The 13,855-nt window shown below is 36.6% G+C and carries 12 protein-coding genes; 10 read left to right on the top strand and 2 right to left on the bottom strand.

The window, feature by feature from the left end:
• The first annotated feature begins 2 nt into the window (after positions 1 to 2).
• Entirely contained in the window at positions 3 to 1,373 is a 1,371-nt protein-coding gene (locus QSH13_RS09560) for a class-II fumarase/aspartase family protein (RefSeq protein WP_109396002.1), read from the top strand.
• A 73-nt stretch (positions 1,374 to 1,446) separates the two neighbouring features.
• Here the strand turns inward: QSH13_RS09560 and QSH13_RS09565 are convergent, their stop codons facing one another.
• Positions 1,447 to 2,763 carry a sodium-dependent transporter gene (locus QSH13_RS09565; protein ID WP_286039106.1) on the bottom strand — a complete coding sequence of 439 codons (1,317 nt, stop codon included), beginning with the start codon at positions 2,761 to 2,763 and terminating at the stop codon, positions 1,447 to 1,449.
• Between the two features lie 924 nt (positions 2,764 to 3,687).
• Between QSH13_RS09565 and QSH13_RS09570 the strand changes: the two genes are divergently transcribed.
• From QSH13_RS09570 to QSH13_RS09605, 8 genes are all read left to right on the top strand, one after another.
• The gene (locus tag QSH13_RS09570) at positions 3,688 to 4,386 is read left to right on the top strand and encodes an N-acetylmannosamine-6-phosphate 2-epimerase (RefSeq protein WP_109406726.1); all 699 of its coding nucleotides are present in this window, start codon (positions 3,688 to 3,690) and stop codon (positions 4,384 to 4,386) included.
• Complete coding sequence (gene nanK, locus QSH13_RS09575) at positions 4,383 to 5,252, top strand: N-acetylmannosamine kinase (protein ID WP_109395999.1); 870 nt, start codon at positions 4,383 to 4,385, stop codon at positions 5,250 to 5,252. Before QSH13_RS09570 ends, nanK begins: the two co-directional genes overlap by 4 nt.
• Before the next feature lie 51 nt (positions 5,253 to 5,303).
• Complete coding sequence (locus QSH13_RS09580; protein WP_109395998.1) at positions 5,304 to 6,797, top strand: sodium:solute symporter family protein; 1,494 nt, start codon at positions 5,304 to 5,306, stop codon at positions 6,795 to 6,797.
• Between the two features lie 10 nt (positions 6,798 to 6,807).
• Entirely contained in the window at positions 6,808 to 7,281 is a 474-nt protein-coding gene (nanQ, locus tag QSH13_RS09585; RefSeq protein WP_185901455.1) for an N-acetylneuraminate anomerase, read from the top strand.
• A gap of 188 nt (positions 7,282 to 7,469) precedes the next feature.
• Positions 7,470 to 8,357, top strand: coding sequence for a MurR/RpiR family transcriptional regulator (locus tag QSH13_RS09590; RefSeq protein WP_109395996.1), 888 nt, complete (start codon positions 7,470 to 7,472; stop codon positions 8,355 to 8,357).
• Between the two features lie 172 nt (positions 8,358 to 8,529).
• Positions 8,530 to 9,420 (top strand): dihydrodipicolinate synthase family protein, encoded by an 891-nt coding sequence (locus tag QSH13_RS09595; RefSeq protein ID WP_109406729.1) that lies wholly within the window; start codon positions 8,530 to 8,532, stop codon positions 9,418 to 9,420.
• Between the two features lie 181 nt (positions 9,421 to 9,601).
• The gene (locus QSH13_RS09600) at positions 9,602 to 10,318 is read left to right on the top strand and encodes a hypothetical protein (protein ID WP_286039105.1); all 717 of its coding nucleotides are present in this window, start codon (positions 9,602 to 9,604) and stop codon (positions 10,316 to 10,318) included.
• Positions 10,319 to 10,419: 101 nt separating this feature from the next.
• On the top strand, positions 10,420 to 12,399 hold the full coding sequence (locus QSH13_RS09605; protein ID WP_286039104.1) for an acyltransferase family protein: 1,980 nt from the start codon (positions 10,420 to 10,422) through the stop codon (positions 12,397 to 12,399).
• A gap of 123 nt (positions 12,400 to 12,522) precedes the next feature.
• On the opposite strand, the gene QSH13_RS18555 is transcribed toward QSH13_RS09605, so the two are convergent.
• Positions 12,523 to 12,699 carry a DNA cytosine methyltransferase gene (locus QSH13_RS18555; RefSeq protein ID WP_109406732.1) on the bottom strand — a complete coding sequence of 59 codons (177 nt, stop codon included), beginning with the start codon at positions 12,697 to 12,699 and terminating at the stop codon, positions 12,523 to 12,525.
• A 104-nt stretch (positions 12,700 to 12,803) separates the two neighbouring features.
• Here QSH13_RS18555 and QSH13_RS09610 point away from each other — a divergent pair, with 104 nt between their 5' ends.
• A complete protein-coding gene (locus QSH13_RS09610; protein WP_286039496.1) occupies positions 12,804 to 13,751 on the top strand; it encodes a DUF3427 domain-containing protein in 948 nt (315 codons plus the stop codon).
• Positions 13,752 to 13,855 lie beyond the last annotated feature (104 nt).

The raw sequence follows: 13,855 nt of genomic DNA on the forward strand, positions 1-13,855 counted from the left end.
TGATGAGAGCGTTATACGATTCTAAAAGCAAAACAATCGACGATCGCGGTATAAAAAATCTGCTGTCCAATGAAGCTAAATATTCAACTTGGTTGATGTTTGAAGCAATGTTAGCGCAAGCACAAGCTGAATACGGTTTTATTCCACAGTCTGCCGCAGATGAAATTAAAGAAAAGGCGATTATTGAGAATATTGATTTTGAAGAGATGAACCGTATTTATCAAAAAATCGGTCATGGTTTTGTGCCTTTCTTAAAAGTCTTGGTGAATGCATGCTCTGAAGAGAGTGGTAAATATGTGCACTACGGCATTACCACTCAAAATATACAGCAAAGTTCACAGCTGTATATGATGAAAACTGTACACAACAAATTTATGTTGTTGTTAAGCGAAATCATCGAAAACTTATCTAATCTTGCTGAAAGAACCAAACATATGGTAATGGCAGGTAGAACGCACGGTCGTCATGCTATTCCGATTACTTACGGCTATAAAGTGTCGGTTTGGATCAGTGATTTTATTGATTGCTACCAACGAATGAAAGAGAGTGAAAAGCGTGTATTCACTATCATGATGGGGGGCGCAGTAGGTGCTTTTAACTCAATGCCTGAAGTGGGGATGAAAGTACAAAAACGCGTTGCTGAATTAGTGGGTATGCAAGCGATGGAAGTTCCATCACGTAACCTAAGTACGCATAAATTAGAGTACATGATGAACTTGGCATTGATGGCAAATATCTGCCATAAAATTGGTGAAGAAGTTTATAGCACCACGTTAGAAGAGATTGCAGAGGTTTCTGAAGGATTTACCAAAGGTACTGTGGGGAGTAGCACGATGCCCCATAAAATTAATCCAAAATTAGCGAAAGGAATTATTGCTAACTCACAGAAACTGTACTCATTACCTAATGTGGGGATGTACTCTGCGGTAAGACCTTATGAAGGTGACAGCAGTTCTTATATGTTATTCGATGGTTTAATTGAAGAAGCATTAGAATTAACAACAGAAATTCTATTAAGAACGGAAGAGCTTTCAAGAACCATTGTTCCTCATGAAGAGAGAATGCTACATAACGTGATGAGAAATAAGGGATTAGATAATACCGAATACGTTATGATGAAAATGGCAGAAAAATTAGGTAAAGATAAAGCGCATTCACTGTTATATGAAGAAGCTATTAAAACCGCAGCCGATGGTGAGGATTTTTACACTAACCTAATGAAGAATGAAATTATTAGCGCTACCTTTAATGCAGATGAAATTAAAGCAATGCTAGATCCTCGTTCTTATATCGGCTTATCCGTTGAACTTGCTGAAAAAGAAGCAAAACGTGGGTTAGCGATTTCTCAAGAAATTAAACAGAGTTATAAATAAAATTATCAAGTATCTATAAGTATCCGTTAATTAAAGAGTCACTCATTCGAGTGACTCTTTTTTGTATGGATAATTAACCAATCAATCCATGCACTAAAATAATACCGATACAAATTGGACCAATATAACGCCATACCAATAATAAGCTTTGACGTTTTAAGCCCGTGATATTTTCAGGGATAAATGCATTTGCTCTACGTGACCAACCAAAGATTAAACACATTGCAATACCAAATAGAGGCATCAAAATATTAGAAGTCAGGTAATCCAATACATCGAAGACGGTTTTGCCCCCCAGAGTCACGTCACTCATCGGTCCGAAAGATAATGAAACAGGAATACCCATCAACATAATAGAGGCGGTAACGACTAAGCCAGCACGGCGACGAGTCCATTGAAAACGCATCTGCACATAAGCGACGATATGCTCCAGTAATGAAATTGCAGAGGTTAACGCCGCCATTAATAACAAGACAAAGAAAGTCACTGCTAAAATATTACCACCGGGCAAGTTGGCAAAATAAACTGGCATCGTCATAAAGGTTAAACCTGGGCCAGCATTGGGTTCTAAGCCTGCGGCAGATAATGCAGGGAAGATCATTAATCCGGCAAGTACACACACCATACAAGACAGAATAACGACCCACATACTGGAGTTAGCGATACCTTTATTATCTGCTAAATAAGCACTATAAGTGATGTGAATACCTAAACCGATAGACAGTGAGAAGAAAGCTAATCCTAATGCATCTAATACGCCTTGAGGTGTTAACTTACTGAAATCAGGATATAAGAATAATTTTAAACCTTCAGAAGAACCCGGTAAGCTGATGCCAACAATAATCAATAAAATCATAATGATAAATAACAGTGGCATCATGATTTTAACGGCTTTTTCTAACCCGCGCTGTACACCAGCTAAAACCACAAAGCAGGTTAATCCTGCAAAGGTAAGGTGAGCCAAAATAGGCCATAAAGGATCACTAATAAAGCGGGTAAAAATACCTGTTAATGCAGCGCTATCAGTAATATTCAACTGACCTGTTGCCGCCATAACGGTATAGCCAATTGTCCAACCACCGACAACACTATAGAAACTATAAATACACCATGAACTGAATACACCAATAACGCCAATGATGACCCAATTGCGTCCCATCATTTTTTTAAATGCGTTAACGGCTTCAGCGTGTGTGCTACTACCCAAAATATTTTCAGCCAGTAATACCGCAAGTCCGATTACAAAACTAAATAATAAGAAGACGATTAAGAATGCGCCTCCCCCATTACTGGCGGCAACATAAGAAAACTTCCAGATTGCGCCAATACCGATTGCAGAGCCTGCGGCTGCTAAGATATGGCCGATTCGTGATGTCCATTGTTGGCTCATTTTTCCCCCTGTTGAATCATGTGTGTTATGGAGGTCATTGCCAAACAGTAGGTTGTTGGTAAGTTACTGCAACTTTTAATCCTTGTGGTGAAACTATACATCATAGAACTCCCCTAAAAACAGCTCCACCAGAAGGCTACAGACAAAAAAGCCACCTTGCTGGTGGCTTTTGCAAAAGATGAATAAGCTTAGCCACCTAACGAAGTAGTAGGTTTAGGCTTAGTAGTCGTAAAATGTTGACATGTGCTTTCATTCTTTTGCTCTTTATTGATATGAATATGGTTAAATGCAGTGATTTTGTGGATGTCACTGCTAACGCGACCCTTTTTTTATATCACAAAAATAAATTAAAGAAAGCTCTATTTTTAAAATAAGTGCTAATCAGCGAGGTTTATCTTTCTTGTTATTAGGGCTAATTTTAAAAAAATACACAATTGGAAGCTAAGTCAATTTTTATGAAGAAGGCAGGTAATAAATGTTATTGCAGAGAATGTTTTATTAAATTTTTAGTTATATATAAATTTAATAACTTTAAAGTGGAATATGATCATATCCAAATATATGCGACGCCATAAAATATAATAATAAAAAACGTAATTATAAGTATAACCTCGCTTGTTCTTATCAAAGCAACAGTACTTTCACTCCTTAATATTGAAGTTGGCGATATGGCTGTAAGCCTTCTCAGTGATGATTGTCAGATGTTCCATTTCTAATTTAAGTTAAGCAAAGCAGAATAAATAAGAGAAAGCGTGGTGTGAACATCATTCCACGCTTTATTTTATATATTTATCAATCAGTTACAAGGTGCTGGTTATTGTTTGATCTTCTTCACAAATTACTGTTTTTCTATTTGAGAAATTAAACTCCGTAAAATATTATTATTTGGAGTTACATTTCAAAAGAGAGGGCAGTGAGTTCAAAATGGCGCTAATTGAAAAGATGACTAAAGATATTCAACAAAAAGGTGGATTAATTGTGTCTTGCCAGCCTGTTGATAATAGCCCAATGGATAAGCCAGAGATTGTTGCAGCAATGGCTCAAGCAGCGGTAAATGCGGGAGCAGTCGCTGTGCGTATTGAGGGGATTGATAACTTAAGAGCAACTCGTCCTCTTATTGATGTACCGATTATTGGCATTGTAAAGCGTGATTTACCTGATAGCCCCGTGAGGATCACTCCGTGGCTTAGTGATATTGATGACTTGGTTAAAGCAGGCGCCGATATTATTGCTTTTGATGGCACTGATCGTGTGCGTCCTGTACCCGTGAAAACGTTATTAGCTCATATTCATCGTTCAGGGAAATTGGCGATGGCAGATTGTGCCACCTTTGAGGAAGGTATGTATTGCCAACAGTTGGGCACTGAATTTATTGGTTCAACTATGTCGGGTTATACCGGTGGCGAAATACCAGAATTGCCAGATTTACCGCTGGTTACTGCATTGGCTGAAAAGGGATGTCGAGTGATTGCTGAAGGGCGTTATAACACACCAATGATAGCTGCAAGAGGAATGCAAGCAGGTGCTTGGGCTGTTACGGTAGGCTCTGCATTAACCCGCCTTGAGCATGTCTGTGACTGGTTTGTTCGGGCATTAAAGTGGCAGCAGGAGTTAGATAAATGAATACATTAGCAATTGATATTGGAGGAACCAAGATCTCGGCAGCATTAATTAGCCGAGATAACCAATTAACACAACGTACTCAGATAGCTACACCAGCAAGTGCATCACCAACGCAGCTTTATGACGCCTTAGTTGCTATTACTACGCCACTAAAAAGTTATGCAGATAGCATTGCTGTCGCATCAACAGGGATTATTTGTAATGGCATTTTGACCGCATTGAATCCTGATAATTTAGGTGGGCTAAAAGATTTTCCTTTAAAAGAAACACTCTTTGAACTCACAGGATTACCTTGTTGGCTACTCAACGATGCTCAAGCAGCGACATGGGCTGAATATGATCATCGTCGTGAAACGATATCTGATATGGCATTTATCACCGTATCAACAGGTGTTGGTGGTGGTGTTATCCAGCAAGGACAACTTTTTACAGGAAAACGAGGTATTGCTGGTCATTTAGGTCACACGCTTGCCGATCCTGATGGTCCGCTTTGTGGTTGTGGTCGCTATGGCTGTGTTGAAGCTATTGCTTCTGGTCGTGCAATTGCGTCGCAAGCGACTCAGGAACTTGCTGGAAAAGATGCAAAAGCGATTTTTGCTGCCTTTCATCAAGGAAACTCACAAGCAAAAGCTATTATTGAACGTTCAGCAAACACCATTGCAAATTTGGTGACCGATATTAAAGCAATAACGGATGCTGATTGTGTCGTTCTTGGGGGAAGTGTCGGGCTGGCAAAGGGATATATCGAACTTGTTCAAGCCGCCCAATTAAAACAACCAGTCGCATTACAAGTGCCAATATTATCGGCTCATTATCATCATGATGCCGGGCTTTGGGGCGCTGTCCTTTGGGCTAGAGAGCAATAAAAGAACTGTCGAAAAAATTACCTTTTACCCTATATATGGCAGGACTACAAAATGCAATTACATGATTTTGGTTTTATTAACTATGCAGTGTTGTTTGGTTATTTGGCGGCTATGTTACTCGTCGGTGTTTATTTCTCTAAACGCCAAAAAACAGCAGATGATTATTTTCGTGGAGGAGGGCGAGTTCCTGGTTGGGCCGCAGGGATTTCTGTCTTTGCGACCACTTTAAGTTCCATTACTTTTATGTCAATCCCAGCAAAAGCCTACACCTCTGACTGGACTTTTATAATCGGACAATACTTGGGCATTATTATTTTGCCTTTAGTTTTTTATTTTTATATTCCTTTCTTTAGAAAATTAAAAATCACTTCGGCTTATGAATATTTAGAAGCACGTTTTGATATACGCAGTCGTTTATTTGCCAGCCTTTCATTTATGTTATTTCATATTGGACGAGTTGCCATTATTACTTATTTAACCGTGCTTGCTTTACGTCCTTTTATGGGCATTGACCCTGTTGTTTTAATCGTACTGATTAGCTTGCTCTGTATTATTTATACTTGGATGGGCGGAATTGAAGGCGTTATTTGGACTGACGTTATTCAAGGATTATTGCTTTCAGGTGGCGCTGTTCTTATTTTTATTATGATCTGCTTTAAAGTTGATGGCGGAATTGGCGAAATTTTCACGGTGACATCACAAGCCGATAAATTCTTTCCTACGACTCAATTACGTTGGAGTTGGACTGATAGCACTATTCCTGTTTTGATGATCGGATTTTTATTCGCGAATATTCAACAGTTTACAGCAAGTCAGGATGTTGTGCAGCGTTATATTGTGACGGATTCTATTGAAGAAACAAAACGTACACTAATCACAAATGCGAAATTAATTGCCACTATTCCTATCTTTTTCTTTGCTATTGGGTCTGCCTTGTTTGTGTATTACAAACAGAATCCTAATTTTTTACCTGAAGGTTTTAATACCGGGGGAATTTTACCTCTGTTCGTTGTGACTGAATTACCTGTTGGTATTGCTGGATTAATTATTGCCGCTATTTTTGCTGCAGCTCAATCTAGTATTTCGAGTAGCTTAAACAGTATCTCAAGTTGTTTTAACTCTGATATTTACACTCGTTTAAGTAAATCTGAACGCAGTGCCGAACAAAAAATGAAAGTCGCAAGATTAGTTATTATTGTTGCCGGTGTCTTCAGTAGCTTAGCAGCAATCTGGTTAGTTTTATCTGATGAATCCGAAATTTGGGATGCCTTTAATAGCCTGCTTGGTTTAATGGGTGGCCCAATGACAGGTTTGTTTATGCTAGGTATTTTTGTTAAACGCGCGAATGCAGGTAGCGCAGTTGTCGGGATCATTGTCAGTATTATTGCCGTCTTAGTTGCACGTTATGGCAGTGATCTTAATTTCTTCTTTTACGGAGTGATTGGCGCAATGTCTGTTGTTATTGCGGGAGCAATTACCGCACCGCTTTTCGCATCAGCAAAACAAATTTCATTAGATGATAGTGAAACGTCAGGAAATGAATAGGGAATAATCTATGTTATTTGGACATATATCCGATTTGGCTACGATGCCAGAAATGAATCCCGCGTTGCGTGACGCGATGGAAAAAGCATTAACACTTGATCCTGCTTCACTTGCTCCGGGTAGTTATAAAATTGATGGTGAAACGTTATTTATGAATGTGATGACGTTTGAAACGCAGCCTCGGGAACAGAAGCGAGCTGAATTACATCAGCGTTATATTGATATTCAAATATTGCTTAGTGGTGAAGAAATTATTGATTTTGGTATACAGGGATCAGCTCAAGATGTGACACCTTATAATGAGGCTGATGATTATCAACTAACCGATACAATAATTGGTCAACAGACCTTAGCGCTAACCCCAAATATGTTTGCTGTTTTTATGCCTTATGAACCTCATAAACCAGGAGTTTCGGCTGAAATGGGAGCAAATACACTGAAGAAAGTTGTTGTTAAGCTAGATGTTTCCGTATTGACTGACTAACAATGACTGTTTTTATTAAGCGCTTTATTTCTGATGTATCAGTACGTTGTAAACTGATGACATTGAGGAATAAAGCGTTTTTTATTATCACATTATTGTATTAGCAAGGCTTTTTTTAACCGGTTGGAATTGGTACTCTTGTTGGCAGAATTTTTCCCGTGTATCTTCTGCAACCAAGGATAATCTCCATGACAGAACAGGCAACGACCCGATTAAAACCGGGTAAAATACTTGATACGCTAGGCGCAATGAAAAATAGCCTAACGCGAGTATCTCAGCGTATTGCAGACTATATCCTGTTTCATCCTACAGAAGTTACCCAGCTCTCTATTGCTCAACTTTCACAAGCGACAAAAGCAGGTGAAGCAACTGTTGTGCGCTTTTGTCGTACATTGGGTTATAAAGGGTTTCAAGATTTTAAAATGGATTTGGCGATTGAAATGGCGACCTCTGATAATGAAGAGTCACCTATTCTGGATGCAGAAGTAACCCATCAAGACGATATCCATACCATTGGCTTAAAACTTCAAGCAACGATTAATAACGTACTATCAGAGACATTGAATCTGCTCGATATGAAGCAAGTTCAATATGCTGTAAATGCTTTATTATCTGCAAATTATATTTTTATTTGTGGTGTAGGTTCTTCAGGAATTACAGCCGAAGATTTAAAAAATAAGCTTATGCGAATTGGTTATCGTGTTGATGCTGTTACAAATAACCACTTTATGTATATGCAAGCATCGTTATTAAAACCAGGTGATGTTGCTATTGGAATTAGCCATTCAGGTAATTCTTCTGAAACTGTTCATGCTCTTAAATTAGCTAAAGAAGCTGGAGCGAGCACGATCGCGTTGACTCATAATTTAGGCTCACAAATTATGGAGTATGCTGATCACTATTTAATTAATGGTAACCGACAAGGGAAACTGCAAGGTGACTCTATTGGTACAAAAACAGCACAGCTCTTTGTATTAGATCTTCTTTATACGTTATTAGTGCAAGCTCAGCCTGACATGGTTAAAGAGCAAAAATTACGAACATTGAATGCGCTACAACAGACTCATTCCTCATAAGTTTATCTCTACATTGTGTGTTCTTTAGTGGAAATTGGCTAAAGATCACACTTTCATTTTTCTCTTCCTTTAATGCTGATTTCGTTATTGCGTTCTGAAGTATTGCTCCTTAATATAGAGTTAAGCTCCATAAAAATATCACAAAAGAAATTAACCTCCAAAGGAAGTTATCATGAACAAACTCTCTGGACTGATTGCCGCACCTCATACTCCTTTTGCAGCAGATGGAAGCGTTAATTACCCTGTCATTGATGAAATAGCAGAACACCTAATTGCAAGCGGTGTGACAGGTGCTTATGTATTAGGAACAACAGGTGAAGGCATTCATTGTTCTGTTGAAGAACGTAAGAAAGTGGCTGAACGTTGGGTTAATGCCAGTCAAGGTAAGCTTGATCTTATTATTCATACAGGTGCACTCAGTATTGCTGATACAGTAGAACTTACTCGCCATGCTGAAACACTAGATATCAAAGCAACATCCGTTATTGGTCCTTGTTTCTTTAAACCGGGCAATGTTGATGATCTTGTTGAATATTGTCGTCTGGCTGCAACTAGCGCCCCATCTAAAGGTTTTTATTATTATCACTCCACCATGTCAGGCTTAAGTATTGATATGGAAAAATTCCTACAAGCCGCGGGGAAAGTGATCCCAAATCTATCAGGTATGAAATTTAACTCCCCTGATATGTATGAATTCCAGCGTTGCTTACGTGTAGATGGCGGAAAGTATGACGTTCCATTTGGTGTTGATGAATTTATTCCTGCGGGATTAGCCTGCGGTGCATCAAGTGCTGTCGGCAGTACATATAACTATGCTGCGCCATTATACCTTGAAATTATTGAGAAATTTAAAGCCGGTGATCATGAAGGTGTTACAGCTTGCATGGATAAAGTGATTGCGATTATTCGTGTGCTAGTCGAATACGGTGGTGTTGCAGCAGGAAAAGTGGCGATGCAACTACATGGTATTGATGTGGGTGATCCTCGTCGTCCATTACGCCCAATGACGGCAGCTCAAAAAGCCGATGCATTAGCGAAGTTTAAAGCGGCTAATTTTCTGTAATCCATTTAGTTTTAATTGAATTATTTATAGATAGACTCATCTTTTAACATCACTCCCCCTTTGATGTGACAGTGGCTTTCAGAAGAAAGCCACTTTTTTATTATCTGCTCTAAAACTTGATTTTAAATGTCATTCAAACCAAAGTATGAGTGATTATTTTATTCTTAATTAAGGTGTGCGGATGGCATACGAATTTCTGACACAAGCAACACTTAAAAAATTGGCAACAGGTGAAAGTTGGCAACAACAAATTAATGATGAAAGTATTATTGATATCAGTTTAAATATGGGGCAATTAATGATTTCTCAGCCTGAAATTGAGGAAAGCTTTATTCCCTTTAGTCAGAAACTAATGGCTTATTGTGATCAACTTGCACTTAAGTTTCCATTTATTGAATTTGCTCAGCCACAAGAATATCACTCCACATTATTAACGATTTTTAATCAACAAAATGAACAGTTTAAACTGCAACGTCCCGTATTATTGTCATGGTGCCATGAGATTGCAAAAATCTTTAATCAAACAAAACGAATTGAAATTTTATTTAATAATGTTGTCCTAACATCCAACGGCAGTGTGATATTAACGGGTATTTCAAAGGAGTTAGAACAATTTAGACAAAATATTTATCAGCAGATCCCCATTGATAACACTCTTCATAAAAATATTATTCATATCACGCTTGGGCGATTATGTGAAAATACGTCATCAGCAGAAATGAAGACACTTTATGATGAGTTAGAACTAAGCCGATCATCATTAATACTTTATGATATTAATACCCCTATCGTTATTCGGCATCCCAAATTTGTGGTGAGCAAAGGTTCACTTTCATCTGAAGTGCAATTGGGTTTAACGATGGAGTTTAATCAATTATGGCCATTTAGGTGTTATTAATAGTCAATATTAAATAATCTTCTTCTTTTTGTGACTAAAGCGATATGGCTAATTGGTATATAATCCAGCGATTCTTTTTATTCGGATTATGTGTTTAAATTATGAATGTAAAATATCGTGCAGATATAGATGGTTTAAGAGCAGTCGCTGTTATTCTAGTTATCCTTTTCCATTTAGATAATCACTTAATTCCTTCTGGATTTATTGGCGTCGATATTTTCTTTGTGATCTCTGGTTTTTTGATCTCGCTGATAATTAAAACTTCATTATCTCAAGGTAATTTTTCATTTCATGATTTTTATAATCGTCGATTATGGCGATTACAACCACTTTATCTAGTTGTATTAATCGCTGTTTTAGTGATTTCAGGGCTTTTTTACCTTCCTAGCGATTACTTAGATATTACAAATAGCGAAAAATACGCCTCAGCCTTTCTCTCTAATAAATATTTTGCGAGAGTGACAACCAGCTATGCCGCACAAGATGCACTCTTTTTACCGTTATTGCATACATGGTCTTTAGCAATAGAGTGGCAGTGGTATCTGTTCTTACCTTTTGCACTTTATTTTCTGCATAAAATCAACGTAAAAGGCTTCGTTAATCATTTTTATTTGGTGGCGTTATTTACTGTTATTTCGTTTGTTTTTGTGTTTTATTATCAAAAAGATCAACCGAAAAATTACTACTATTTTAGTACGCGGATCTTTGAGTTTATGTTGGGTGCATGTGTTGCCTATTTCCCAACAAAGATAAAACTTAATCGAAGAATAAATGATGTTATTAGTTTAATTGCGCTAGGTGTTATTGTTTGGGTCGCATTTCAAAACGATATTATTGCAGGTTATCCGAACTTTAATACGTTGTATGTTTGTCTTGGTGCTGCACTTATTATTTATACCGGGCAGCATGAGAGTATTATAAAAAAAATACTTTCATTAAAGCCGATCGTGATCGTCGGGTTATTATCTTATTCACTCTATTTATGGCATTGGCCATTATTTGCAGTTGCACGTTATATTGGAGTGTTTAATACAGAACTAGAGAAAGGATCACTGTTAGCATTAACCTTATTACTCTCAATAACTTCTTATTTTCTTATTGAAAAGCCGTTTAGAAGAAAACGCTTAGCCTTTAAATATTCCATCACACTTTTGTTAATTATTCCTATTTTATGCGCATTTGGGTTAAATGCATTAAATGAAAAATATCAAGGCATTGGAGCAAGGCTTGGGCAAAATTACGTTAATTTAGAAGCTAAATTGAACCAGTTTGATTATCCTAATCGAACTAAATGTATGAATTTTGAAGCCTCAGATCCAGATAAAATGTGCCATATTGGTGCAGTGGGAAGTCAGAGAAAAGCTTTTTTATTTGGTGATTCTCATGCAAATCATTATTGGGGCTTTATGGATATATTAGGTAAAGACGCCAAGATAGATGTATATGCTCAAGCAACTTCATCATGTATTACACTTCCTAATATTTACCTTTATGACTGGTCTAATCATAAAAATGCAGTTTATCAACGTTGTTACGATCAGACGGTGAAATATTATCAACTTATCAAGAATAGCCACTTTGATTATGTAATATTTGGACAAGTTTGGAATAACTACGCGTCAAATCATGTGATTAATAAATTAGGTGATGTGAGAACCGTCGAAGCGTCTCGTCAACGTGTTGAAAAAGCGATGCGTGAGGCACTTGATATTATTATTGCCACAGGGGCCAAGCCCGTTTTTATTAAAACAGTCAATTCTATGCCAAGTGGTTTTATGACCTGTTTTTATGAAAATGCAAAATTAAGAAAAGATTTTGCAGATAACAACTGTAACCCGAAAGACTATAAAGGTGAGGGGAATACATGGATGAATCAATTATTTGCTAAATTAAAAAAGGACTATCCAACTTTAATTATCATTGATCCTAAAGATGTACAGTGTGATAAAAATGTCTGCTTAACCGATATAGACGGTGTACCGGTTTATCGAGATGTAGGACATATTACAGATTATGCTTCAACAATCTTTGGCATGATGTACCTAGAACGCTTTGCTAATCCATTAAAAAATAAAGAATAGTAAATAGATTTCTGTTAAGACAAAGCGCGATAAAATAAACGTTTTATCGCGCTTTGTCTTACGGCCATAATAATTGGTTTAGAAAATTGAGATTTGGGATTTTAATTTCAAAACTATTACAGTTTACCCTAGCGCTAATTTTATCTGTTGTGCGATTCGTTCAATAACTGGCACTACAACACTATTTCCAGCTTGTTTATATAAATTAGCATTACTCATATCTTTGGGTGATTTATAGTCAGCTGGATAACCTTGAAAGTTAACGCACTCTCTTGGTGTCAGTTTTCTGATGGTGTTCAGTCACAATATGTATAAATTTTTTATAGATCTAACCCTCTTATTTTGATGATTGATATATTTGGGCTAATATAATTAGCAATATATAAATTATCTAATAAGGTTCTATGATGCAGCGAAAAGATGAAGTATTTGATTACAAAAACTTGGTTGTTGGAAATGCATATAGTAAAAATGAAGCTTTGGTAACAGCTAATGTAAGACCTTTGAATAATAATAAGGAGATAACGGGAATAACAAGTTTTAATAATTGTATTGTTTTATTTGTCACATTGGATAAAAGCGGTAAAGAAAGCAGTCACAAATATAATGATATATTTCTTGATAATGGTAAAAAGTTTCACTGGGAGTCTCAGAATAAAAATACAATAGAAACACCTCATATGAGAAAAATTTTTACTGGAGAAACAGTTATTTTATTTGTTCGAACTCATGAAAAAATAAAAAGTAGTAGCCAACCTTTTATTTATATCGGTCGACTGTCTTATATAGAACATAATGGCAATAAACCAGTTCAAGTCTTATATGATGTACTTGATTATCAGAAAAAACCCAATAAAGCATTAAGTGCTATTTATGCCTGGGAAAAAATAGATACTTTAGATATTGATAATAAACTTCCCGAGATATTGAAAAAAGAAAAATTAAGCTATCAAGGTCGAGTTGCTGATGTTAAAAAGAAAAAGGTAATTGAGTTGTATGCAATGAATAAGGCAATAGAACATTATGAACAGCAAGGCTTTGAAGTATTAGATACCTCTTCTAATAGTCCTTATGATTTAGAATGTCATAAAAATGATACGATTAGGCGTGTTGAAGTTAAAGGCACGACGACAGAAGGTAGTGCGGTTTATGTTACTAGTAATGAGGTTGCATCAGCTTGTTCAGATGAGTGTGAAACAGATTTATATATTGTAAATAATATCAATATTTTTCTACAAGAAGATGGTAATTATTATGCTGATGGTGGTTCTGTTAATATTATTAAAAACTGGAAACCAGAAGAAAAGTTTTTAGAAGCTACTGTCTATCGTTATCATCTTAGTAAAAAATAATTCATAAATAGATGTAGTTAAAATAAATTAATAATCAAAAAATGTGCGCAATAAAAAAGAGTGTTGTTATTCTAAAATAAAGCGCACTTTTTATTTTTAAATAT

Source organism: Proteus faecis, assembly GCF_030286765.1.
In the GTDB taxonomy this organism is placed as follows: domain Bacteria; phylum Pseudomonadota; class Gammaproteobacteria; order Enterobacterales; family Enterobacteriaceae; genus Proteus; species Proteus faecis.